The following is a 24,388-nucleotide window of genomic DNA, read 5'->3' on the forward strand; positions in this document are numbered from 1 at the left end:
TGCGAAGGAAGGCAATACTCAGCTTCGCGCAACAACTTCTGCTGCGGCGTATGGATCTCTGCTTTCGCTGGGACGACGACGGAACAAGAGGAAATACCATGATAAGCAACATCCAGAACCTCACCCGCACCGACGACGTCGTCATCGTCGGCGGCGGCCTTGCCGGATTGTTCTGCGCGCTGAAGCTTGCGCCGCGGCCGGTGACGCTGATCTCGGCGGCGCCGCTCGGACAGGGCGCATCATCCGCCTGGGCGCAAGGCGGCATCGCGGCGGCCGTGGCCGAGGGCGACTCGCCGGAAGCGCACGCCGCCGACACGATCGCGGTCGGCGGCGGCCTCGTCGACGAAGCGGTCGCGCTCGGCATCGCGCGTGAAGCGGGACCACGCATCCACGACCTGCTCGCTTATGGCGTCCCGTTCGATCGCGACCTCGAAGGCAGGCTCGCCGTCGGGCGCGAAGCCGCGCATTCGGCGCGACGCATCGTGCATGTGCGCGGCGATGGGGCCGGCGCCGCGATCATCGCGGCCTTGAGCGAGGCCGTGCGCCGCACGCCGTCGATCCGCCTGGTCGAGGGTTTCGTCGCCGAGGCGCTGCTGACGGATGATGGCGTCGTCACCGGGCTTCAGTTGCGCGAAGCCGGCAATCCCTCCGCCCAGCCCATCCTGCTCGCCGCACGCACGGTGGTACTGGCCACTGGAGGCGTCGGTCATCTCTATGCCGTCACGACCAATCCGGTCGAGGCCAGCGGCTCGGGCCTTGCGATCGCGGCGCGCGCCGGTGCGTTGATTGCCGACCCCGAATTCGTCCAGTTCCACCCGACCGCCATCATGGTCGGGCGCGATCCGGCGCCGCTCGCGACCGAAGCGCTGCGCGGCGAAGGTGCGACACTGATCAACAGCAATGGCGAACGCTTCATGGCGGCGCGCCACCCGCTCGCCGAGCTCGCGCCGCGCGACATCGTGGCCCGCGGCGTGTTCGCCGAGATCGTGGCGGGACGCGGCGCCCTCCTCGACGCGCGCCGAGCGCTGGGTGCACGCTTCGCCGACAGATTTCCGACGGTGCATGCGAGCTGCGTCGCCGCTGGCATCGACCCCGCGACGCAAGCCATCCCGATTGCACCCGCCGCACACTATCACATGGGCGGCGTCGCGGTGGATGCGCGCGGCCGCAGCTCGATCGACGGGCTCTGGGCTGGCGGCGAAGTGTCATCGACCGGCGCGCATGGCGCCAACCGGCTCGCCTCGAACTCGCTGCTGGAAGCGGTGGTCTATGCCGCACGCATCGCCGAGGACATCGCCGGTCGTGCGCTCCCCTCGCCGGCCCGCCTTCCCGGCACACCGGTCGCCTGGCGCGGCGACACGCCGGATGCTGCGGCCGTGAAGCGGCTGCGGGCGATGATGAGTGCGCATGTCGGCGTAGTCCGCGAGGGCGACGGTCTCCGTGAAGCCGTACACCACCTCGCCGCACTCGAACGCGAGGCCACGAGCATCGCGCTCCGCAACATGGCGACATCGGCCTTGCTCGTTGCAGCTTCGGCCTGGAGCCGGCGCGAAAGCCGCGGCGCGCATTTCCGTCCCGATCATCCCGCCGAAATGCCCGCACTGGCGCAGAGAACGATGACGACGCTCGCCGCAGCGCGCGCGATTGCGGAGAGCCTGGGCTCCCCGTCGCGCATGAAGCAACCCATGATCGCCTGATGGAGTTCCCATGATCAATCCGACCTCATTGCTCAATCCCGACGCCTTCCTCTCGCCGCTGGCGATCGACGAGGCCGTGCAGCGCGCGCTCGACGAGGATCTCGGCCGCGCCGGCGACATCACTTCGCTGGCGACGATTCCGGAAGCGACCAGGGCGCAGGCCGTCCTGGTCGCGCGCCAGTCCGGCGTCATCGCAGGCCTGCCGCTGGCGTTGGCGACATTGCAACGGCTCTCAGCCGATATCGAGGTGCGCGCCCATGTCCGTGACGCCGCACGCGTGGCCGGCGGACAGCAGCTGCTGACGATCTCGGGTCCCGCACGCGCCATTCTCACCGCCGAGCGAACCGCGTTGAACTTCGTCGGCCGTCTGTCGGGCGTTGCGACGCTTACGGCGGATTATGTCGCGCGCACCGAGGGCACCAGGATGCGCATCTGCTGCACGCGCAAGACCACGCCGGGGTTGCGCGCACTGGAGAAATACGCCGTGCGCTGCGGCGGCGGCTTCAACCACCGCTTCGGCCTCGACGATGCGATCCTGATCAAGGACAACCACATCGCGGTCGCCGGCGGCATTCGCCCGGTGCTGGAGCGTGCCCGCAGCCACGCCGGCCATCTCGTCAAGATCGAGATCGAGGTGGATACGCTGATCCAGCTCCGCGAGGTGTTGGACGCTGGAACGGCTGATGCGGTGCTGCTCGACAACATGGATGTCGCGACGCTGCGCGAAGCCGTCAGGATCAACGAGGGCCGCCTCGAGCTGGAGGCATCCGGCGGCGCCACGCTGGACTCGATCCCCGCCATCGCGGCGACCGGCGTCGACTACGCCTCGGCCGGCGCGCTGACGCATTCGGCGCCGAATTTCGACTGTGCGCTGGATATCGAGATGTGATCGGCGCGCTAGACGTCTCGGCAACGTCATGGCCGGGCTTGTCCCGGGCATGACGGCCTCTTTTGAACGACTACCTTCGCTCGCTCACGCCCATCTCGGCGGAGCTCTTGGCTTCCTGCGCGAGCTCGGCCGAGAGCGCGGCGGTCTGGGCCGGCGTGCCCCAGCTTGGTTCCTCGCTGCCGTCGCCCCAATTGCGCGGGCGGTAGAAGGTGTGCACGCCGGTCTTGTACATCTTCTTCATTTCGGCGACCCAGGACGGGCGCACCCAATAGGCGTGGTAATGCGTGGACTTGCCGACTTCGGGCAGCCAGATCTGGCCGTCGAGCATGGCCTTGGCGATCTTCTTGGCGCGCTCCCACATTTCGGGCTCGCGGATCACGTCGGCATTGTTGTCGCAGGCGAAGGTGAACTGGCAGGCGAGATGGCGGTGCTTGTTCTGATAGACCGCCCCGCACACGGTGTCCGGATATTTGCCGGAGAACACGCGGTTCATCACCACCTGCGCCACGGCGATCTGGCCGCGCACGGCCTCGCCGCGCGATTCGAAATAGACGGCTTCGGCAAGGCACTTCTCGGACTTGGCGCGCGACTTGTCGTCGAGCGCGAGCCGCTCCGCCGGAGACCTCGTACGCTGGTTGTCGGCGTTGACCTCGCCCTTCGGCGCGACGCTCTCGCCGCTCTCGACGTCCCTGGCGATCTCCGCCGTGGGCGGCGACAGCGAGGCCGTCACCTTCATATCGGGATCGGGCATCACGATCAGCGGCTCGGCGCCGGGTTGCCAGCTCTCGATGCTCTCGAGATTGCCGCCGAGCGAGGAGCTTCCGAAGAAGAGATTGGATGTCTTGACGCTGAAGGGATCACGCACCGGCGTCGTCGGCGCAGTGGTCCGCTTGAGCGCCTCGAGCGGCGCGGTCGCGAGCGCGCGCGCAGCGTCGCTCGCGCGCGGGGCATTGGTGTATTGCGGCAGCGGTGGCGCGCGTAGCGCTTCCTGCAGCTCGGGATCGAGGGCGGCTGCGGACTCCGGCGACATCGCCTGCGGCAATGCGGCCGTCTTGGCGCCGAACACCGAGCTGTTCGACGTCGCGGGATCTTCCTGCGTCGGCGCCGCAGCTGGCGCGGCCGCCTCGGGAGCCTCGGTCGGCGTCACGGTTGCGAGGCGATCACCCTTCATGGAGCGATCGACCTTGGGAAAGTCTGAAGCCTGGTAGCGCGGCGCAGCCTGCAGCGCCGGATTGCGGCTGATCGCACCGGTGACGTCGCGGCCGTCGAGGCTCGCCAGGCGAACCATCGCGCTCTGCGGAACCGAGGTGCCGATGGGGCGGGAAAAACTGTAGGTGGCAAGCTGAATGGAGGACGCCGCCGAGAACACCTGCTTCTGCCAACGCTCGGCGACGCCGGGTTGGCGCGCCAGCAAGGAAGCAATGTCCTGATAGCCGGTCTCTCTCGGCATCAATGCGAAGATGCAGAGACCGATGCCGAAGGACGCGAACCGCGCGCCCTTCGGATGGTTACGCAACACTGACATCAACACGCTCACGCTACGCTTACGCCAGAAAAATCGAAACGCAGTACATCCGTGCAATTCGACCTTTCTCGTAAGTATCCAATTTAGGTTGCCGGGGCGTTAATCGGCGTTGCGCGTGCAGCACACTCAAGCGAACACAGGTGTTTTCACGGGGTGATCGCGCACGGTGGTAAACGCGTCGTCACGTGAAGCGGTAAACAACCGGTCAACGCGAATGGTGAAGGAACTCTTGCCGGCGCGTATCATTACGGGACGTGCGTGAGTCCCCGGCGTCAGTGTTTTCGCAAAGTGCATCCACCCCACAGGTGTCATGCTCCGCGAAAGCGGGGCATCCAGTACGCCGCGGCCTCTCGATTCAACCATTGCTTTCTCGGTGTACTGGATCTCCCGCCTTCGCGGGCGACGACACCGCGTGTGTGGCGACATGCGCTTGCAGTGCCGGCGCAGGGCGAGCATCGCCCAAAAGAAAAGAGGCGGAGCTTCGCCCCGCCTCTCGCATTCAACGTTCAGTCGTCGCTTACGCCTGGCTTGCGACTGCCTTGCCAAGCGCGGCCTGTGCCGCCGCGAGGCGGGCGATCGGCACGCGGTAGGGTGAGCAGGAGACGTAGTCGAGGCCGATATTGTGGCAGAAGGCGACGGAAGCGGGATCGCCGCCGTGCTCGCCGCAGATGCCGACCTTGAGCTTCGGCCGCGTCTTGCGGCCGCGCGCGACGCCGATCTTGACGAGCTCACCGACGCCTTCCTGGTCGAGCGCGACGAAGGGATCGATCGGGAGGATGCCCTTGGACACATAGGTGCCGAGGAAGCTCGCGGCATCGTCGCGGCTGATCCCGTAGGTGGTCTGCGTCAGGTCGTTGGTGCCGAACGAGAAGAACTCGGCCGACTGCGCGATCTCGGCCGCGAGCAAACAGGCGCGCGGCAGCTCGATCATGGTGCCGACCTGATAGGCGAGCTTGGTGCCGGTGTCGCGCATCACCGCCTGCGCGGTGGCATCGATCCGCGCCTTGACGAGGTCGAGCTCCATCTTGGTGGCGATCAGCGGCACCATAACCTCGAGGCCGACGGCCTTGCCGGTGCGCTTCTCGGCCTCGACCGCTGCCTCGAAGATCGCGCGGGCCTGCATCTCGGCGATCTCGGGGTACGCGATCGCGATACGGCAGCCGCGGAAGCCGAGCATCGGATTGAACTCCGAGAGCTCGCGGGCGCGGTCGGCGAGGCGCCGCGGGTCGGTGTTCATGGCGCGCGCCACTTCCTCGACCTCGGCATGGGTGTGCGGCAGGAACTCGTGCAGCGGCGGATCAAGCAGACGGATCGTGACGGGCAGGCCCTTCATGATCTCGAACAGCTCGACGAAATCGGCGCGCTGCATCGGCAGCAGCTTTGCGAGCGCGGCACGGCGTGACTGCTCGTCCTCGGAGAGGATCATCTCGCGCACGGTGCGGATGCGGGTCTCTTCGAAGAACATGTGCTCGGTGCGGCAGAGGCCGATGCCTTCCGCACCGAACTTGATCGCGGTGCGGGCGTCTTCCGGCGTATCGCCATTGACGCGGACTCCGATCTTGCGGACCTGGTCGGCCCACTTCATCAGCGTGCCGAACTCGCCGGACAGCTCCGGCTCGATCATCGGCATGCGGCCGGCGAGCACCTGACCGAGCGAACCGTCGATGGTGATGACGTCGCCGGTCTTGAAGCTGCGCGAGCCGATGCTCATGGTGCCGCGGCCGTAATCGACGCGGATGGTGCCGCAGCCGGAGACGCAGGGCTTGCCCATGCCGCGCGCGACGACCGCCGCGTGCGAGGTCATGCCGCCGCGCGTGGTCAGGATGCCTTCGGCGGCGTGCATGCCGTGGATGTCTTCGGGGCTGGTCTCGATGCGGACCAGGATCACCTTGCGCCCGTCGGCCTGAAGCTTGGCCGCTTCATCCGAGGAGAACACGATCTCGCCGGAGGCAGCGCCTGGCGAAGCCGGCAGGCCGGTCGCGATGACGTCGCGCTTGGCGCCGGGATCGATGGCCGGATGCAGCAGCTGGTCGAGCGAAGCGGGATCGATCCGCATCACCGCTTCCTTCTTGGTGATCAGGCCTTCGTTGGCGAGCTCGACCGCGATGCGCAGCGCCGCCTTCGCGGTGCGCTTGCCGCCGCGGGTCTGGAGCATCCAGAGCTTGCCCTGCTCGACCGTGAACTCCATGTCCTGCATGTCGCGGTAGTGCTTCTCGAGCTGCGTGTAGATCCGCGTCAGCTCCTTGAAGGCCTCCGGCATCGCCGCTTCCATCGACGCCTTGTCTGAGCCGGATTCCTTGCGCGCCTCTTCGGTGATGTCCTGCGGCGTGCGGATGCCCGCCACCACGTCCTCGCCTTGCGCGTTGATCAGGAACTCGCCGTAGAGCTTGCTTTCGCCGGTCGAGGGGTTGCGGGTGAAGGCAACGCCGGTCGCCGAGGTCTCGCCCATGTTGCCGAACACCATGGCCTGCACGTTGACCGCGGTGCCCCAGGATTCGGGAATGTCGTGCAGCTTGCGGTAAGTCACCGCGCGCGCGTTCATCCAGGATGAGAACACGGCACCGATCGCGCCCCAGAGCTGGTCGTGCGGATCCTGCGGGAAATCCTTGCCCGTCTCGCGCGCAACGGCGTCCTTGTACTTGCCGACCAGATCGACCCAGTCGTCCGCGGACAGGTCGGTATCGAGCGTGTAGCCCTGGCTGTCCTTGAAGGTGTCGAGGATTTCCTCGAAGTGATGATGCTCGAAGCCGAGCACCACGTCCGAATACATGGTGATGAAGCGGCGATAGCTGTCATAGGCGAAGCGGCGGTCGCCCGACAATTCCGACAGCGCTTCCACGGTCCGGTCGTTGAGGCCGAGGTTGAGCACCGTGTCCATCATGCCCGGCATCGAGGCGCGGGCGCCGGAGCGCACGGAGACAAGCAGCGGATTCTTGGTGTCGCCGAACACCTTGCCGGTCAGCTTGCCGACATGGTCGAGCGCCTTCTCGACCTGCGACTGCAATTCCTTCGGATAGGATTTGTCGTGCGCGTAGAAATAGGTGCAGACCGAGGTCGGGATGGTGAAGCCGGGAGGCACCGGCAGGCCCAGATTGGCCATCTCGGCGAGGTTGGCGCCCTTGCCGCCGAGCAGGTCGCGCATCTCCGTCCGGCCCTCGGCCTTGCCGTCACCGAACGTGTAGACCCATTTGCCGGCCTTGCCGGCAGCCGGCGCCGCCTTGACTGGTGCAGCCTTCTTCGGCGCAGGCTTGGCCGCGACCTTCGGCAGAGCCGCCTTGGTCACAGCCTTCACAGCGGGCTTGGGCGCAGCCTTCGCGGCAGCTTTGGCGACCGGCTTGGGCGCGCTCTTGGCCAGCGCCTTGCGGGCCGCCGGCGCGGCTTTCGCCTTGGTAGAAGACTTTGATTTCACTGCAGTTTTATTGGGCTTCGAGGCGGCTTTGGCCATAGCTTGCACACAACCTGCGAGAGGAATGGGAATTCGCGGGCCTTACACCATTTTGGGCGGGCCCGCGCAAGACGGACAGTTCCGAAAAGTGACGCCTAGAAGCGGAGCCACTTCAGGAGCCCGAGCCCGATCGCGCCATTCACGATGAGGAAGATCGCGACAATCAGGTTGAGAAGCCGCGGCATGATCAGGATGAGCACGCCCGCAATCAACGACAGGATCGGCGAAATGTGGGCGACGGTGATGTGCATGAACTATCTTTCTGTGGAGGTGGGGCGAATCGCGGGCGGATCATACCGGTCCCGGTTCCGCGAGTAGAGACGCTCGAAGGGCGCTGCGAGTTCCGGCACCCACGAAATCTGCCTGAAATTGCCGCTGATACGGCGGGCCTTTTCCCGGAACATTGCGAAGGGGGCGTGCATTGGCCAACCGGTCGCGTCATCGACGCGTCCGAAAATGAAATCACGTCGAAGGAATCACGTCGAAGGAGTTGCCCATGCGGAACAGGATTCTTGCTCTTGCAGCGCTCGCGGCCGCGATCGGCTCGCCCCTTGCGGCGCAGGCGCAAAGCGGTGTCACCGTCGGACGCGCGCCTGCCGTCGTCGACAGCGCTCCGACCATTGCCGTCGAACAGCGGCCGGCCTTCCGCGAATATGTCGTCGAACAGCGTGTGCCGCCCTTCCGGATTCCGGATCGTATCGTGGTCGGTGCCACCTTACCCGAAAGCGGCGTCACTTATTATGACGTGCCGCAACGCTTCGGCGCCACCACTTACCGCTACACCGTCGTGAACGGCGAGACCGTGCTGGTCGAGCCGCGCTCGCGCCGCATCGTCGAGGTGCTGGATTAGCACTGATCGGCGATTGGCATTGATCGACTAGATGTCCGGCGCGTCACTTCAATCAGGCTGGCGCGAGCAGTGTAAATCGGACATCAGGCCCCGCCCGGTCTTCCCCCCGCCGGGTGGGGCGCTTTTTTTGGGTATCGTGTCCCGGGCAAGCGAAGCGCGACCCGGGACCCAGGGGTCCCGAGCACGTGGCCAGCGTGGGCCCCGGCTCTGCAGCGCACCGCTCAGAAGCGCTGCGCTGCGTCCGGGGCACGAGAGCCGCGCGAGCGCGCCTCAATCCTGGATCTTCGAGAAATCCGCCACCGCGCGTGTGGCGCTGCGGATCTCGTTCAGGAGCTTCAGGCGGTTCTCGCGCACCTTCGCATCGTCGTCGTTGACGCGAACCTTGTCGAAGAACGCATCGACCGGCGGACGCAGCTTTGCCATCGCGCTCATCGCGGCGGCAAAATCCTCCTTGGCGACGGCGGCACTTGCTTCCGCCTTCACCTCGCCGATCGCCTTCGCCAGCGCCTTCTCCTCATCGAGGCCGTAGAGCGCAGCATCGGGCGCACCATCGAACGTGCGCTTGTCCTTCTTCTCCTCGATGCCGAGGATATTGCTGGCGCGCTTGATGCCGGCAAGCAGGTTCTTGCCGTCGTCGGTCTCGAGGAATTTGCCGAGCGCCTCGACGCGGCGAACGATCATCAGGAGGTCGTCCTGGCCGCCGAGCGCGAACACGGCGTCGACGAGATCGTGCCGCGCGCCCTGCTCGCGGAGCTGGACCTTGAGGCGGTCGGCGAAGAAGGCGAGGAGGTTATCCAAAACAACATCTGTCTTCTCGGATCGTCCAAAGGCCTCCGACGACCTTGCTGAATTTGCATTGATAACCTCGTCTTCTCGCGAATCTCCGCCTAGAGCATCATCAAGCGTTCGCGCCGCCTCAAATTGACGATCTAGTTCTGCGTCTCTCAGATGGTCGCCAACTGCTTCCGCGGCGCCAATCAGTATCGGCTTGAGCTTCAAGCGCAGTCCATTCTCGACGATAAGTCGGATCACACCTAATGCAGCCCTGCGCAGGGCGTAAGGGTCTTTGCTGCCGGTTGGCCGCTCGTCGATCGCCCAAAATCCCACCAACGTATCAATCTTGTCGGCTAAGGCGACTGCAACACTCACGGGATCATTCGGCACACGATCGCTCGGCCCTTGAGGCCTGTAGTGCTCCTCACAGGCAAACGCCACGGCCTTTCTCTCCCCTTGTTCAAGAGCGTAGTATCTGCCCATCAAACCCTGCACTTCGGGGAATTCGCCAACGACCTCCGTCAATAGATCTGCCTTCGCTAGCTCGGCAGCTCGCTGCACATCGTTGGAGAAATTTTGAGTGGTATCCTTGTATCGCGAATGAACCTGCTCGCCTCCTCCTTGGAGCCGATCACTAATGATCCGAGCAGTTTGCTTGATCCGATCGATACGCTCCGCCTGGGTCCCGAGCTTCTCGTGGAACACGATCTGCTCGAACTTCGGCAGCCGCTCCTCGAGCTTGGTCTTGAGGTCGGTCTCGTAGAAGAACTTCGCATCCGACAGCCGGGCGCGGATCACGCGCTCGTTGCCGGCAATGATAGTTGCACCGCCATCGGTCGCCTCGATGTTGGCGACGAGAATGAACTTGTTGGCGAGCTTGCCCGTCTTGGGGTCGCGCACCACGAAGCACTTCTGATTGTTGCGGATGGTGGCGCGGATCACCTCTGCCGGCGTCGCCAGGAATTCCGGCTCGAACGAGCCCATCAGCACGACCGGCCATTCGACGAGGCCGGCGACTTCGTCGAGCAGGTTCTGGTCCTCGACCAGCTCGAAGCCTTGCGCGAAGGCGAGCTGCTTGGCGTCAGTGAGGATCGCGTCCTTGCGGCGCTCCGGGTCGAGCACGACTTTCGCGTCGAGCAGTTTTGCCTCGTAGTCCTCGAAGCGGCGGACCTGGATCGCGGCGGGCGCGAGAAAGCGATGGCCATAGGTAGTCTGGCCGGCTTCGATGCCGTCCACCTCGAACTTCACGACATCGGGCTCTTCGGTCTCGAGCCCGAACGTCGCGGTGATCGCGTGCAGCGGGCGCACCCAGTTCAGCGAGCCCGGCTTACCCGAACGCGCGCCCCAGCGCATCGATTTCGGCCAGGGGAAGGTGCGGATGATCACGGGCAGGATTTCCGCGAGCACGTCGATCGCGTCGCGTCCGGGCTTCTCGATCAGGCCGATGTAGAAATCGCCCTTGGGGTCGCGCTGGATCTTGGCTTCGTCCAGCGACTTCAAACCCGTCGCCTTCAGAAAACCCTGCACGGCCGCATCGGGCGCGCCGACCTTCGGTCCGCGCCGCTCGGTCTTGAGATCAGGCTGGCGCGCTGGGATACCGTGCACGGTGAGCGCAAGACGGCGCGGCGTCGCGAAGGCCTTCGCGCCCTCGTAGACCAGGCCTTCGGCGACGAGCTTGTCGGTGACGAGGCGGCGCAGATCGTCGGCCGCCTTCGCCTGCATGCGCGCGGGAATTTCTTCGGAGAACAGTTCAAGCAAAAGATCGGGCATCAGGCCGCTCCGCCCGCTTCAGTGTGGATCCAGGCCTCGCCGCAGGCTTTTGCCAATTCGCGAACGCGCAAAATGTAGCTCTGCCGCTCGGTCACGGAGATCACGCCGCGCGCGTCGAGCAGGTTGAAGACATGGCTCGCCTTGATGCACTGGTCATAGGCGGGCAGCGCCATCAGGTGCTGCTTCTTGTTGCCGCCGTCGCGCCAGCCGGCGTCGAGATATTTCCTGCAGGCGCCTTCCGCCATCCTGAACTGCTCGAACAGCATCGCGGTGTCGGCATATTCGAAATTGTGCCGCGAATATTCCTGCTCGGCCTGCAGGAAGACGTCGCCATAGGTGACCTTGGCATCGCCGTCGCGGCCGTTGAAGTTGAGGTCGTAGACGCGGTCGACGCCCTGCACATACATCGCGAGGCGCTCGAGCCCGTAGGTGAGCTCGCCCGCAACCGGCGAACATTCGAAGCCGGCGACCTGCTGGAAGTAAGTGAACTGGCTGACTTCCATGCCGTCGCACCAGCACTCCCAGCCGAGACCCCAGGCGCCCAGCGTCGGGCTCTCCCAATCGTCTTCGACGAAGCGGATGTCGTGCACGGCGGAATCGATGCCGATCGCCGCGAGCGACTTCAGGTACAGCTCCTGCAGGTTCGGCGGCGACGGCTTCATGATCACCTGGAACTGGTAGTAGTGCTGCATCCGGTTCGGATTCTCGCCGTAGCGGCCGTCCTTGGGCCGGCGCGAGGGCTGCACATAGGCGGCGTTCCAGGGTTTTGGCCCGAGCGCACGCAGCGTTGTCGCCGGATGGAAGGTGCCTGCGCCCATTTCCATGTCGTAGGGCTGCAGGATCACGCAGCCCTGCTCGGCCCAGAACCGCTGGAGCGCGAGGATAAAGCCCTGGAACGAGCGTTCCGGGCGCATATGGGCGGGCAATGAGGCGTCCATCGTCAGATCAGGCTCTCGCGGGGGTTTTGAATCGCGCGGGACCGTATCGACGGTGGGGGTGGGAATCAAGGCAAAGGGGGCGGAAATGGCTGTCATTCCGGGGCGATGCGCAGCATCGAACCCGGAATCTCGAGATTCCGGGTCCGGTCCTTTGGACCGCCCCGGAATGACGGTGCAAATGGAAAGGCGCTAGCTAACCCGGCCTATAAGCCCCGGTCACGGGATCACGTTTCAGCGTCTGGATGTTCCCCATGTGGGCGGCTTCAGCGACGCGCGACAGGCGCATCTCCTCCAGCTCCAGGTTGATCCTGACAGCGGTCTTGTAGGCCCAGCGGACCACTGCAAGCCCGCCCAGGACGCCCGCAAATGCAACGAACGGCGGCATCGGTCGATCCTTGTCTAGTGCTCAGCCCCCACGTGCATTCTCGCGCAGTCGGGGCCGCGCCGCAATTGGGCGCCCTCGGACCAAATGGCGCGGGAGGGCCCAGCCTAGAACCCGAATTTCGCCCAAATCGCCCGCGTCTCGACCGCCGAGATCAGCTCATCCGGCAGCCCGGCCATTGATTCCATGGCCGAAAGTTGCCCCGCGCCGGGCGATTTCCGCCCCAGAAGGCCGGACAGCAAGCCGGTCGGCTGCGCAATCACGGGGGTGAGAACCTTCTCGCCATAGCGGGCACGAAGAGTTGAGCGGAGATCGCCGATGCTGTCGGCGAGCCCGAGCGCGACCGAACTCTCGCCGGCCCAGTATTCTCCCGTGAACAGGGTGTCGTCGGAGCCCTTGAGGCGCGCGCCGCGACTGTCCTTCACCAGCGAAATGAAGATCTGATGGATCTCGCGCTGAAGCGCCTTCAGCTTGGCGACGTCGTCGGGGTTCTCGGGCAGGAACGGATCGAGCATCGCCTTGTGCGCGCCGGCGGTGTAGAGGCGCCGCTCGATGCCGAGCCGCTTGATCGCCTCCTGGAAACCGAAGCTGCCGCCGACCACGCCGATCGAGCCGAGGATCGAGGAGGGATCGCAGATGATCTCGTCGCCGGCGCAGGCGATCATGTAGCCGCCGGAGGCCGCAACGTCCTCGACGAACACGAGCACCGGCAGCTTCTTCTCCGCCGCGAGCTGCTTGATGCGCAGATAGATCTGGCGCGACTGCACCGGCGAGCCACCGGGCGAATTGATCACCAGCGCTACCGCCTTGGCGTGTCGATACGAAAACGCGCGCTCCAGCACCTTGGCGACGCCGGCGAGCGTCAGGCCCGGGCGCAGCGGCGTCACCGCGCCGATCACGCCCGACAGCCGCACCACCGGCACGACCGCCGTACCGGGGCGGAAGCGCGCCGGCAGATATTGCATGAGCTTGTCGGCCAGGCCGGAACTCTCACGATCGTTCAATTGTTCGGCCATGCCGTTACCTCTGATTAACCATTTCTTATCACGCGACTGTCATTGGAAGTGCCTGGAACGTGTTTTGCAGATTTTCCGCCTGGAGGCTGGAATGAGGCAGCGGAGAACACCATGAAAATCTACCTGCTGATGCTGCTGATCGGTGCGCTGTTCATGGCGATCCGCCTGACCACTCCGCAAGAGCAACAGTCGGAATCGCTTCCCCAGTAGGCCGTCACGGTTCCACCAGCGGCAAGGCCGCTCTCCCCTCCATAATCTTCGTCAATTCGTTTTTTGACACGCCTGACTCGTCGTTGAGCATGAGGCCCGGCAGCAATCGTGTCGGGGCCCGGCCGCCTTTGACCGCACGTACCAGCACGCGGATCGCGGGCCGCCCCGTCTCTCCGTGAACCGGCAGGATCGCGAGGCTGCCGAAGCCACGCGACAGTGCCGCCAGAACATCGGCGATTCCATCAGCACGCCAGATCAATGTCAGCGCGCCGTTCGATCGGAGGACACGCCGCGCTGCATGCACCCACGCATGCAGCGTCTGCTCCGTTGCCACATGCGCGCTGTGACGCAGCTGATCCGGCGAGCCGCGATGCCGGGCCGGATCGTTGAAGGGTGGATTCATCAGCACCACGTCGACGCTGTCGGGCGGCAGCCCGTTTGACGCAAAGGTCTCGGCGTCGGCCGTGACGTCGAGCACGATGGTCTCGGCGGCAATCGCGTTCGCCGCCGCGTTGTCGCGCGCGAGCGCGGCCAGCTCCGGATCGAACTCGACCAGGCCGAGCCTGATACCGGGAATGCGGCAGGCCAGCGCCAGCCCGGCCGTGCCGATACCTGCGCCGAAATCGACCACACGGTCCCCTGCCCGGGCCTCCGTCGCGGCCGCAAGCAGGATGGCATCATGCCCGGCGCGATGGCCGCTCCGCTTCTGCCTCAGGCGCAACTGGCCGCCGAGAAAGGCGTCCTCGGTCATATCTGCGGCCTCACTCATCGCCGCGCAGTTCGTGGCTGAGGCCGGCCTCGGTGAGGAGCGCCCGCGCCTCCTGGGCGTCGTCCTCGTGAACCAGGATCCGCCGCGGCAAAATGCCGAGCGAGCCCTCGATGATGCTCATGTTCTGGTCCAGCACCAGATGATGGATGTTGGCGCCGTCGAGCAGCGCGCCGATCGCCGATACCAGCACGATATCGTTGGTCCGAACCAGTTCGCGCAAATCAAGGGTCTCCTGCCTGAGGGGGGTCAAGCGGCAAATGTCAATGGTTCCGCAGCACTTGCCGCATCCGCCTGCAGTTTCTATTGTCTTTCCGTCAGAATAGCCCTTCCGGGGCAAATATTGGAGACCGGCGTGGCCGTCATCGTACCTTTCGAAACTCCCGGCGCGTCGATCGAAGAGCTGGTGGCCCTTGTCGCCCCTGACATGGAGCGCGTCAACGCCACGATCCTGTCTCGGACCGGTTCGGACGTGACCATGATCCCGGAAGTGGCCAACCATCTGATCTCCTCCGGCGGCAAGCGGCTGCGGCCGATGCTGACGCTCGCCATGGCCAACCTCGCCGGCTACACCGGCGACGGCCACATCAAGCTCGCCGCCTCCGTCGAGTTCATGCATACCGCCACGCTGCTCCATGACGACGTCGTGGACGAAAGCGAGATGCGGCGTGGCAAGCTGTCGGCGCGCATGCTCTGGGGCAACGAGGCGAGCGTCCTGGTCGGCGACTTCCTGCTCGGCCAGGCCTTCCGCATGATGGTCGAGGTCGGCTCGCTCCGCGCCCTCGACATCCTCTCCGCGGCCGCCGCCACCATCGCCGAGGGCGAGGTGATGCAGCTCGCCGCCGCCAAGAACACCGCCACCACCGAGGACGAATATCTCGCCGTGATCCGCGGCAAGACCGCCGAGCTGTTCGCCGCCGCCTGCGAGGTCGGCCCCGTCATCGCCAACCGCCCGAAGGCCGAGCAGACCGCGTGCCGCTCGGTCGGCATGAATCTCGGCATCGCCTTCCAGCTCGTCGACGACGTGCTCGATTACGGCGGCAAGAGCGCCAAGCTCGGCAAGAACACCGGCGACGATTTCCGCGAGGGCAAGATCACGCTGCCCGTCGTGCTCGCCTTCCGCCGCGGCAACGACACCGAGCGCGCGTTCTGGATCCGGGCGCTGGAGCGCGGCGAGATCGGCGACAGCGACCTCGATCACGCCATCGGCCTGATGAACAAGCACCGCGCGCTCGAGGATACGCTGAGCCGCGCCCAGCACTACGGCGCCATGGCCGTCGACGCGCTGGCGCTGTTCCCCTCCTCGCCGATGAAGAGCGCGCTGGAGCAGGTGGTGGCGTTCTGCCTGGCGCGGTCGCATTAGGCGCTGCTGCCCAGCAACCATTCCAGTTCTGCCAACCCCCTCATCCTGAGGCGCGAATGGCACGATGCGAAGCATCGCGCCAGGAGCCTCGAAGGATGCACGGCCGAGATGCAGCCGGGCGTCGCCCTTCGAGGCTCGCCCGGCGACGCTGTCGCGTCGCCGGGCGAGCGCCTCAGGGTGACGGTCCTAGATAAACGCCCGCTACACCAACATCGTCGTTGTGAGGCGACACCGCTGCTTCTCATGTCCCGGACGCGCTGCAGCGTGAAACGCTGCTGCGCAGAGCCGGGACCCACGCGACATGCACGGCTCTCGTCAACATGGACCCCGGCTCTGCAGCGCATCGCCAGGAGGCGCTGCGCTGCGTCCGGGGCACGAGAGTTGTTTGTTCGACAGCCACCGCTCATCACCATAGCCGCATTCTCGCGGTCCGCATCTGCGGAACCAGTTACTTGCTTTTTGCAAGTTACTAACCTAACTTGCTGCCATGCAGCCCAAATCCCCCTCCATCCTGGAATGCCCTGTCGGCCGCGCGGTCGAGACCGTCGGCGAGTGGTGGAGCATTCTGATCCTGCGGGACGCGTTCCAGGGTGCGACGCGGTTTGACGAGTTCTCGCAGAGCCTCGGAATCGCGCCGAACATCCTGTCGCGGCGGCTCGCGCATCTCACCGCGAGCGGCATGTTCGTGCGTCGCCGCTACAACGAACGCCCGCCGCGTTACGAATATGTGCTGACGGACAAGGCGCGGGATTTCTTTCCCGTCATTGCTGCGCTGTTGGCCTGGGGCAACAGGCATCTCGCGCCTAAAGGCGAATCCATTCTGCTGGCGAGCCGCGACGACGTCCGCCCGCTCGATCCCGTGGTCGTTGACGCCGGCAGCAAGCAGCCCATCACGCTCGCCAACACGGTCGCGATTGCAGGGCCTCGTGCCAGCCGCGGAATGCGCAAGCGCATCGCTTCGCTCAAGGCCATGAACCCGGCCGTCGCGCCGGCGGGAGACTAGACATGCGTCGTATCGTCGTGACGGGAATGGGCGCGGTGTCGCCGCTGGCCTGCGGTGTCGAGTTGTCCTGGCGCCGACTGCTCGCCGGCCAGAGCGGATTGCGTCCGCTGCCCGAATGGGCGCAGGCGCTGCCGGCGCGCATTGCCGGCCGCGTGCCCGACAAGGCCGATGACGACGAAGGCGGGTTCGATCCCGCGCAGGCTGCCGCGCCAAAAGACCAGCGCAAGATGGACCGCTTCATCCTGTTCGCCCTGCTCGCCACGGCCGAAGCGGTCGCACAGGCCGGATGGACGCCGCAGGACGCGAGCGCGCTGGAACGCACCGCGACGATCATCGCATCCGGTGTCGGCGGCTTCCCGGCGATGGCGGAGGCGGTGCGCATCACCGAGCAGCGCGGCGCGCGCCGGCTCTCGCCGTTCACGATCCCCTCGTTCCTGGCCAATCTCGCCGCCGGCCACGTCTCGATCAAATACGGCTACAAGGGTGCGCTGGGCACGCCGGTCACCGCCTGCGCCGCCGGCGTGCAGGCGATCGGCGATGCCGCGCGCATGATCCGTGCGGGCGAAGCCGATGTCGCGATCTGCGGCGGCGCGGAGGCCTGCATCGATATCGTCAGCCTCGGCGGCTTTGCCGCGGCGCGGGCGCTGTCGAGCGGATTCAACGACGAGCCCGCGCGCGCCTCGCGCCCATTCGATCGGAAGCGCGACGGTTTTGTCATGGGCGAAGGTGCCGGAATCCTGGTGGTCGAAGAGCTCGAGCACGCGCTGGCGCGCGGCGCCACGCCGCTTGCGGAGATCGTCGGCTACGGCACCACCGCGGATGCCTATCACATGACGTCGGGCCCGCCCGATGGCGAGGGCGCCCGCCGCGCCATGGAGATCGCGCTCCGGCAGGCCAAGCTTGCACCCGTTGATCTGCAGCATCTGAACGCACATGCGACCTCGACGCCGGCTGGCGACGAGAGCGAGCTCGGCGCCATCGCCGCGCTGTTCGGCCGCAACCGCGGCATCGCGGTGAGCGCGACCAAATCCGCCACCGGTCATCTGCTCGGCGCCGCCGGCGGCCTCGAGGCGATCTTCACGGTGCTCGCCTTGCGCGACCAGATCGCGCCGCCGACCCTCAATCTGGAAGACCCCGACGCGGGCGCCGACGGCATCGACATCGTCTCGGGCAGCGCGCGGCCAATGGCGATGCAGCACGCCATCTCCAACGGCTTCGGCTTCGGCGGGGTGAATGCCAGCGTGATCTTCCGCCGCACGGGCTGAACGAGAGGCTTTGAGCGAGAGGACTTTGAACAACAGGCCTTGCAATCGCGGCCCGCTCCGTTACGAAAACGGGATGATCGAAACCAATTTCTGGCTATTCCTCGCCGCGGCCTGTCTCATCGCCGCGGTCCCCGGCCCCGGCGTCCTCTACGTCGCCGCACGAACCTTGTCGGAAGGACGGGCCAACGGTTTTGCATCGACTGCGGGCACGGCACTGGGCGGGCTGGTTCACGTGGCCGCCGGCAGCCTCGGCATCTCCGCCATCATCCTTGCGAGCGCCGAGCTGTTTGCCGCCGTGAAGTTCGTCGGCGCGCTCTATCTGGTTTGGCTCGGCATCAAGACCTTTCGCAGCGCCGGCCGCGCGCTGCCGCTGGAGAGCGAAAGCACCGGCGACAAGCGCGCGTTCCGCGACGGCGTGCTGGTCGAGGCGCTGAACCCGAAGACCGCCGCGTTCTTCCTTGCCTTCATCCCGCAGTTCCTCGATCCCGCGGGATCGAGCCCCACACTGCAGTTCATCATGCTCGGCGCAATCTCGGTCGCGTTGAACACGCTCGCCGATATCATCGTGGTGCTGATGGCCTCCGCAACCCGCACGCAGCTGGTCGGACGGCCGCATCTGATGCGCCATCTCACCCAGGGCTCCGGCGTCTTCATCGCGGGCCTCGGCCTGTCGCTCGCACTGGCTCGGCGGCCGGCGAATGGATAGCGCCGTGATGCCCGCTCCGAAAAGCTGCTTCTACGAGTCCCACGGTCTGCGGCTACATTACGCCGATTGGGGCAACGAGAGCGCGCTGCCACTCATCCTGGTCCATGGCGGCCGCGATCATTGCCGAAGCTGGGACGGCATCGCCCGGTCGCTGCAGCCGCATTTTCACGTGGTCGCACCCGACCTGCGCGGCCACGGCGATTCCGACTGGACCCGCGGCGGCAGCTACGCCCTGACCGAATATGTCTACGATCTCACCCAGCTCCTCCGCGTCATCGCTGCAACCGAGGTCACGCTGATCGGCCACTCGATGGGCGGCATGGTGAGCCTGATCTTCTCGGGGGCGTTTCCGGAGCACGTCAAGAAGCTGGTCGTGCTCGACGGCGTGACGATGCTGCCGGACACGCCGAAACCGCCGGTGCACGAGCGCATCGGCAAATGGGTCGCCCAGCTCGACAAGCTTCACGACCGCACGCCGCGTCGCTATGCGACCCTGGAGGACGCAGCGGCGCAGATGGTGCTTCACAACAAGCGCCTCGCCCGCGACCTCGCGCTGCATCTTGCAACGCACGGCGCGCGGCAGAACGAGGACGGCACCTATAGCTGGAAGTTCGATCCCTATCAGCGCGCCTCGGCGCCGCACCGGCTCTGGCCGGACGATCACGTCGCGCTATGGTCCCGCATCGCCTGCCCGACGCTGCTGCTCAATGCCGGCGAGAGCTTCTTGGCCGGTGCCAGAGCGGCGGGCCTGGAGCGCTATTTCCAGAACGCGCGCATCGAGACCATCGCTGGGGCGGGACACTGGCTGCAGCACGACAAGCCGGACGAGGTGCTGGGCGAGATTCGGCGGTTTTTGGGATTGGCCGAAGACGGCAGCAACTAGCTCTGCTGCCGTAGAGTGGGCAAAGCGAAGCGTGCCCACGCTGTGTCACCGCATCAGAAATGTCGTGGGCACGGCGCAAGCGCGCCTTTGCCCATCCTACGGCGTAGCCTTTGGAGAAGCACCTAGCTCAATGTCCCCGCATGCACCCACCAGCCGGGATGGTCGCGCCGGATCCTTTCGGCCGCAGCATGCGCATCGGCGGGCGACCCATAGATCGCAAAGCACGTTGCGCCGGAGCCCGACATACGGGCCAGCTTGACGCCGGCGGAGTCACGCAGCGCCTGCAGCACCTCGCCGATCACGGGCTCGATCCGCAACGCAGGCGCTTCGAGATCGTTGGGAACGCTTTCGAGAACCTCGACCCAATCGGCGATCGACCCGCCCTCCTCCGGCCAGGCCGGAGCTCCCAGAACCGAGGTGGCGCCGACCAGGAGCTCGCCGTTGCGCAGGCCCAGCTCCTTGAAAACATCCTTGGTGGCGACAGGCACGCGGGGATTGACCATCACGCAGGGCATGCTGGGCAGCTCGAGCGGCAGCAGCTGCTCGCCCACGCCGGTCATGTCGCAGGCGCGCGAGAACAGGCACACCGGCACGTCGGCGCCGGTCGCGAGCGCGACCTTCTGCAGGCGGGGATCATCGAGCGACAGATCGTTGAGACGCGCCAGGAGCCGCAGCGCCGCCGCGGCGTCGGCCGAGCCACCGCCGATGCCGGCTGCCACGGGAAGCACCTTGTCGAGCGCGAACGCGCCGAGCTTCAGGTTCGGCACCGCCTCGGCCAGCAGCTTGGCGGCCTTGAACACGAGATTGTCGGAGGTATCGCCGCAGGCCGCGGCCAGCGGCCCGGTGGTGGTGAGCTTCAGCTCGCCACCCGGCTCCAGCGTCAGCCGGTCGGCGCAGTCGGCAAACGCGACCACGCTTTCGAGATCATGATAGCCGTCGGCACGACGTCCGACGACGCGAAGGCTCAAATTGACCTTCGCCCGTCCTTCTTCAATCAACGCCGGCATCGGCGACACGCCCCCAACTTCAGTTCCTTGTCGCGCATGATCTTGTCGGAAAACCGCTACACACTTTTCCGGATCATGCGCAAGACTAGCCGCCCTTGCCGTCGTCCTTCTTCTTGTCCGCCTGCGCGGCCGAAGAGTTCGCGTTGTCCTCGCTGAGGCCGTTGGCGATCTTCGCCTCGATCTTCGGAAGCTCCTCCGGCTCGGGCTTGAGATCGCGGGCATGCGCCCACTGGAATTTGGCTTCCAGCGTGCGGCCGACGCGCCAATAGGCATCGCCAAGGTGATCGTTGATGGTCGGATCTTCCGGCTTGAGGTCGATCGCGCGCTCGAGGTTCTTCACCGCCTCTTCGTAATTGCCGATGCGGTAATAGGCCCAGCCGAGCGAATCCACGATGTAGCCGTCGTCGGGACGCTGCTCGACGGCGCGCTTGATCATCTTCATGCCTTCGTCGAGATTCACGCCCTGGTCGATCCAGGAATAGCCGAGATAGTTGAGCACATGCGGCTGATCTGGCTGCAGCTCGAGCGCCTTCTTCATGTCGGCCTCGGCCTTGGCCCACTCCTTGGAGCGCTCCTCGCAGATGCCGCGATAATAGTACCAGACGCTGTTGGCCTTGTCGTTGCCGGCCGGCAGCACGTCGACCCCGCGCGAGTAGGTCGCGCCGCAATCGCCGAACTTCTTGCGGCCGCGCTCGATATTGCCGAGCGCCATGATGGCTTCGAGATCCTTAGGGTCCTCCGCGGTGACGCCCTTGAGGATCTTGATCGCCTCGTCGGTGCGGTCGGCGGAATCGAGGTCAATGGCGAGCTGAATCTGCGCGTTACGCTTCAGCGGCGATGCCGCGGGCACGCGCTCATAGACCTTGATCGCCATCTGCGGCCGCTTCACCGATTCGTAGAGATCGGCGAGCGAGAGCAGCGCCAGCGGATGCGTCGGCTGCAGATAGAGCGAGAGCTGGAGATAGACCAGGGCCAGATCCTCGCCGCCGCGGCGAGTCAGCGTCGCGCCGATACCGTAGAGCGCCTCGGCAGCGCCGGCCTGCGCCGAATCGACCAGCGGCGGCATCTTCTTGCCGGCCTTGGTCTCACGCAGGCCCTCCTGGATCAGCGGATGGCGCGCGAGCTTCTTGTCGAAGGCCTGATAGACCGTGGTCGCGGCGGCGGAATCCTTGTTGCGCGACAGCCAGCGCGCATAGGCCTCGGTCACGCGCAGCATGGAATCGTCGAGCTTGTAGGCGCGCTCGAAACGGGCGCCGGCGTCCTTCTCCTTGCCCGCGAGCTCGAGGATCATGCCGGCATGAAGATCCTTGAACAGCGGATACCATTCCGGACCTGCCAGCTTGTCGATGGTGGCGACGCCGCCCTTGGCATCGCCCGCGCCGTAGGCAGCCCACCCCGACAGCAGCGTGGCGACGAGATCGGTGATCGGGCCGCGGATCGACTGGTTGATGTTGGTCTGCGCGGCTGCGTACTTCTTCACCTTGAGATCATGCACGCCGACGACGAGACGCGCGACGCGGTTGGTCTTGTCGATGGTGAGGATGCGCTCGGCGAGCTTGACGGCTTCCTCGATGTCGCCGTCGGCGACGGAGGAGATGAAGGCGCGGTCGAGCAGTTCGTTGTTCTTGGGATCAGTGCGCAGCGCCGAGCGATAGAACGCGGCGGCGGAAGCGGCGTCGCGCTCGACGCTGGCATGGCGGGCGGCAAGATAGCTGCCGGCGGTGGTGAGCGACTTCAGATCGTTCCGGGTCGGAAACTGCGCCGCCGTATCGGAGGGATGATCCGGCGTCTGCGCCAGGACCCTGCCGGGGACGGTTGCCATCGCTGTGCCCATGAGGGCGATGGCGGCAACAGTCCAGCGGTTGAAACGATTTGAAAGCATCAGGGCTCGCCTTGAGTTGGTAGTGCCTGGGTTTGCAGCAGAGGGCCGTATCGCATGCGAACGCGGCCGGAGGCATCCGGACCCGGAACCGTCAGTCTGACAATGCCGCTTTTGGCGCTTCGCCGCAAGGATTCGGACCGAGGGTCCCCCTCCGCACGCCCCAAATCGGCCCGTAACAGGTCAAGAGCAGCCCCAAGACGCCGCCACTATGGCCTTATCGTGGCCGCGACCGGTGGCCGCGGCCCACTCCTCACGCGAACGTGCACCGGACCGCCTTCGTGTGATCAGGTCCGCCTGTCCGGTCCCCGCTTACATCGCCTCGTAGTTCGGGCCGCCGCCGCCCTCTGGCGGAACCCAGGTGATGTTACCGTTGGGGTCCTTCACATCGCAGGTTTTGCAGTGAACGCAGTTCTGGGCGTTGATCTGGAAACGCAGGCTCGATCCTTCCTCGACCCACTCGTAGACGCCGGCGGGGCAATAGCGATTCGAAGGACCGGCGAAGACGTCGTGCTCGGAGGTCTTTTGCAGGTTCATGTCCGCGACCTTGAGATGGACCGGCTGGTCCTCCTCGTGGTTGGTGTTGGACAGGAACACCGAGGACAGCTTGTCGAAGGAGATCTTGCCGTCCGGCTTCGGGTAGTTCTTCGGAGCGTGGCTCTTCGCCGCGTCGAGCGTGGCGCGGTCCGGCTTGGCATGAGACTGGGTGCCGAACAGCGAGGCGCCGAACAGCGTGTTGCACCACATGTCGAAGATGCCGAGGCCCGCGCCGATGAAGGTGCCGAACTTCGACAGCAGCGGCTTGGCGTTGCGGACGGGATAGAGGTCCTTGCCGACGACGGAGTCGCGCCAGGCGTTCTCGTATTCGGCGAGCTCGTCATTGGCGCGGCCTGCAGCCAGCGCGGCGCTCACATGCTCGGCGGCGAGCATTCCGGTGCCCATCGCGTTGTGCACGCCCTTGATGCGCGGCACGTTGACGAAGCCGGCAGCGCAGCCAATCAGCGCGCCACCGGGGAAGCTCAGCCGCGGCACCGACTGGTAGCCGCCTTCGGTGATGGCGCGGGCGCCATAGGCCAGCCGCTTGCCGCCTTCGAGCGTCGAGCGCACTGCCGGATGGTTCTTGACGCGCTGGAACTCGTCGAACGGCGACAGATAGGGATCGTTGTAGTTGAGGTGGACGACGAAGCCGATCGACACCAGGTTCTCGTCGTAATGATAGAAGAACAGGCCACCACCGGTGTCGTTGCCCAGCGGCCAGCCGACTGCGTGCTGGACGAGACCCTTCTGGTGCTTGGCGGGATCGATCTGCCAGACTTCCTTGAGGCCGATGCCGAATTTCGGCGGCTCGCTCTTGGCATCGAGCGCGTATTTCGCGATGAGCTGCTTGGTCAGGCTGCCGCGCGCGCCTTCCGCGAACAGCGTGTATTTGCCGAGCAACTCCATGCCGCGCGTGAAGGAGTCCTTCGGCTTGCCGTCACGGCCGATACCCATGTCGCCGGTGGCGATACCCCTGACGTTGCCCGCCTCGTCATAGAGCACCTCGGCGGCGGCAAAGCCCGGATAGATCTCGACGCCGAGCGCCTCGGCCTTGCGCGCCAGCCAGCGACAGACATTGCCGAGCGAGCCGATGTAGCAATGATGATTGTTCATCAGCGGCGGCATGATGAAGTTGGGCAGCTTGATCGCGCCGGTCTCGGTGAACCAGAAGAAGCGATCGTCCTTCACCTGGGTCTTGAGCGAGCAATCGGGATCGTCGCGCCAGTCCGGGACCAGCTTGTCGAGACCTGCGGGATCGATCACCGCGCCGGAAAGGATATGCGCGCCGACCTCGGAGCCCTTCTCGACCACGACGACGTTGAGATCGGCATTGAGCTGCTTCAGCCGGATCGCGGCCGACAGGCCCGAGGGGCCGGCGCCGACGATGACGACGTCGAATTCCATGGATTCGCGCGGGGGAAGTTCTTCGGTGCTCATCTGATCTCAGCCCTTGAGACGGTCCTCGGTCGTTTGCGGCCCCCTT

At 65.7% G+C, this 24,388-nt stretch carries 20 protein-coding genes; 8 read left to right on the plus strand and 12 right to left on the minus strand.

Annotation, left to right across the window (positions count from 1 at the left end; translation table 11 throughout):
* Positions 1 to 98: 98 nt before the first annotated feature.
* A complete protein-coding gene (locus UNPF46_RS23245) occupies positions 99 to 1,697 on the plus strand; it encodes an L-aspartate oxidase (protein WP_142251564.1) in 1,599 nt (532 codons plus the stop codon).
* A gap of 10 nt (positions 1,698 to 1,707) precedes the next feature.
* A complete protein-coding gene (gene nadC, locus UNPF46_RS23250; protein ID WP_142251565.1) occupies positions 1,708 to 2,586 on the plus strand; it encodes a carboxylating nicotinate-nucleotide diphosphorylase in 879 nt (292 codons plus the stop codon).
* Between the two features lie 70 nt (positions 2,587 to 2,656).
* Here nadC and UNPF46_RS23255 read toward each other — a convergent pair whose 3' ends face one another.
* The 3 genes from UNPF46_RS23255 to UNPF46_RS23270 all read right to left on the minus strand — a co-directional run bounded on the left by UNPF46_RS23255 (position 2,657) and on the right by UNPF46_RS23270 (position 7,807).
* Positions 2,657 to 4,111 (minus strand): cell wall hydrolase, encoded by a 1,455-nt coding sequence (locus UNPF46_RS23255; RefSeq protein ID WP_181770073.1) that lies wholly within the window; start codon positions 4,109 to 4,111, stop codon positions 2,657 to 2,659.
* A 517-nt stretch (positions 4,112 to 4,628) separates the two neighbouring features.
* Positions 4,629 to 7,556: a pyruvate, phosphate dikinase gene (ppdK, locus tag UNPF46_RS23265; protein WP_181770074.1), complete on the minus strand. Its 2,928-nt coding sequence runs from the start codon at positions 7,554 to 7,556 to the stop codon at positions 4,629 to 4,631.
* A gap of 95 nt (positions 7,557 to 7,651) precedes the next feature.
* Complete coding sequence (locus UNPF46_RS23270; RefSeq protein ID WP_008562090.1) at positions 7,652 to 7,807, minus strand: DUF3096 domain-containing protein; 156 nt, start codon at positions 7,805 to 7,807, stop codon at positions 7,652 to 7,654.
* A 245-nt stretch (positions 7,808 to 8,052) separates the two neighbouring features.
* Between UNPF46_RS23270 and UNPF46_RS23275 the strand changes: the two genes are divergently transcribed.
* Positions 8,053 to 8,406 (plus strand): DUF1236 domain-containing protein, encoded by a 354-nt coding sequence (locus UNPF46_RS23275; protein WP_142251568.1) that lies wholly within the window; start codon positions 8,053 to 8,055, stop codon positions 8,404 to 8,406.
* Between the two features lie 270 nt (positions 8,407 to 8,676).
* On the opposite strand, the gene glyS is transcribed toward UNPF46_RS23275, so the two are convergent.
* The 6 genes from glyS to UNPF46_RS23305 all read right to left on the minus strand — a co-directional run bounded on the left by glyS (position 8,677) and on the right by UNPF46_RS23305 (position 14,485).
* Positions 8,677 to 10,950, minus strand: coding sequence for a glycine--tRNA ligase subunit beta (gene glyS, locus UNPF46_RS23280; protein ID WP_142251569.1), 2,274 nt, complete (start codon positions 10,948 to 10,950; stop codon positions 8,677 to 8,679).
* Complete coding sequence (locus tag UNPF46_RS23285) at positions 10,950 to 11,888, minus strand: glycine--tRNA ligase subunit alpha (RefSeq protein ID WP_100176262.1); 939 nt, start codon at positions 11,886 to 11,888, stop codon at positions 10,950 to 10,952. Before UNPF46_RS23285 ends, glyS begins: the two co-directional genes overlap by 1 nt.
* Positions 11,889 to 12,081: 193 nt before the next feature.
* Positions 12,082 to 12,273, minus strand: a complete 192-nt coding sequence (locus tag UNPF46_RS23290; protein WP_142251570.1) for a hypothetical protein — start codon at positions 12,271 to 12,273, stop codon at positions 12,082 to 12,084.
* A 104-nt stretch (positions 12,274 to 12,377) separates the two neighbouring features.
* Entirely contained in the window at positions 12,378 to 13,286 is a 909-nt protein-coding gene (locus tag UNPF46_RS23295) for a S49 family peptidase (protein ID WP_142251571.1), read from the minus strand.
* A gap of 214 nt (positions 13,287 to 13,500) precedes the next feature.
* Positions 13,501 to 14,265 (minus strand): tRNA1(Val) (adenine(37)-N6)-methyltransferase, encoded by a 765-nt coding sequence (locus UNPF46_RS23300; RefSeq protein ID WP_100176265.1) that lies wholly within the window; start codon positions 14,263 to 14,265, stop codon positions 13,501 to 13,503.
* Complete coding sequence (locus UNPF46_RS23305; protein WP_097659764.1) at positions 14,258 to 14,485, minus strand: putative signal transducing protein; 228 nt, start codon at positions 14,483 to 14,485, stop codon at positions 14,258 to 14,260. Before UNPF46_RS23305 ends, UNPF46_RS23300 begins: the two co-directional genes overlap by 8 nt.
* Before the next feature lie 132 nt (positions 14,486 to 14,617).
* On the opposite strand from UNPF46_RS23305, the gene UNPF46_RS23310 reads away from it, so the two are divergent.
* The 5 genes from UNPF46_RS23310 (at position 14,618) to UNPF46_RS23330 (ending at position 19,482) form a co-directional block, all read left to right on the plus strand.
* On the plus strand, positions 14,618 to 15,625 hold the full coding sequence (locus UNPF46_RS23310; RefSeq protein ID WP_026202916.1) for a polyprenyl synthetase family protein: 1,008 nt from the start codon (positions 14,618 to 14,620) through the stop codon (positions 15,623 to 15,625).
* Positions 15,626 to 16,112: 487 nt separating this feature from the next.
* The gene (locus UNPF46_RS23315; RefSeq protein ID WP_142251572.1) at positions 16,113 to 16,628 is read left to right on the plus strand and encodes a winged helix-turn-helix transcriptional regulator; all 516 of its coding nucleotides are present in this window, start codon (positions 16,113 to 16,115) and stop codon (positions 16,626 to 16,628) included.
* 2 nt (positions 16,629 to 16,630) lie between these two features.
* On the plus strand, positions 16,631 to 17,893 hold the full coding sequence (fabF, locus tag UNPF46_RS23320; protein WP_142251573.1) for a beta-ketoacyl-ACP synthase II: 1,263 nt from the start codon (positions 16,631 to 16,633) through the stop codon (positions 17,891 to 17,893).
* 73 nt (positions 17,894 to 17,966) lie between these two features.
* The gene (locus tag UNPF46_RS23325; protein ID WP_142251574.1) at positions 17,967 to 18,599 is read left to right on the plus strand and encodes a LysE family translocator; all 633 of its coding nucleotides are present in this window, start codon (positions 17,967 to 17,969) and stop codon (positions 18,597 to 18,599) included.
* A gap of 7 nt (positions 18,600 to 18,606) precedes the next feature.
* Positions 18,607 to 19,482, plus strand: a complete 876-nt coding sequence (locus UNPF46_RS23330; protein WP_181770075.1) for an alpha/beta fold hydrolase — start codon at positions 18,607 to 18,609, stop codon at positions 19,480 to 19,482.
* 122 nt (positions 19,483 to 19,604) lie between these two features.
* Here the strand turns inward: UNPF46_RS23330 and UNPF46_RS23335 are convergent, their stop codons facing one another.
* The 3 genes from UNPF46_RS23335 to UNPF46_RS23345 all read right to left on the minus strand — a co-directional run bounded on the left by UNPF46_RS23335 (position 19,605) and on the right by UNPF46_RS23345 (position 24,342).
* Complete coding sequence (locus UNPF46_RS23335) at positions 19,605 to 20,489, minus strand: 4-(cytidine 5'-diphospho)-2-C-methyl-D-erythritol kinase (RefSeq protein ID WP_181770076.1); 885 nt, start codon at positions 20,487 to 20,489, stop codon at positions 19,605 to 19,607.
* An 85-nt stretch (positions 20,490 to 20,574) separates the two neighbouring features.
* On the minus strand, positions 20,575 to 22,371 hold the full coding sequence (locus tag UNPF46_RS23340) for a tetratricopeptide repeat protein (RefSeq protein WP_142251577.1): 1,797 nt from the start codon (positions 22,369 to 22,371) through the stop codon (positions 20,575 to 20,577).
* A gap of 309 nt (positions 22,372 to 22,680) precedes the next feature.
* Positions 22,681 to 24,342, minus strand: a complete 1,662-nt coding sequence (locus UNPF46_RS23345) for an electron transfer flavoprotein-ubiquinone oxidoreductase (RefSeq protein WP_142251578.1) — start codon at positions 24,340 to 24,342, stop codon at positions 22,681 to 22,683.
* Between the last annotated feature and the right edge of the window lie 46 nt (positions 24,343 to 24,388).

Source organism: Bradyrhizobium sp. UNPF46, from assembly GCF_006658625.1.
Lineage (GTDB): Bacteria > Pseudomonadota > Alphaproteobacteria > Rhizobiales > Xanthobacteraceae > Bradyrhizobium > Bradyrhizobium nitroreducens.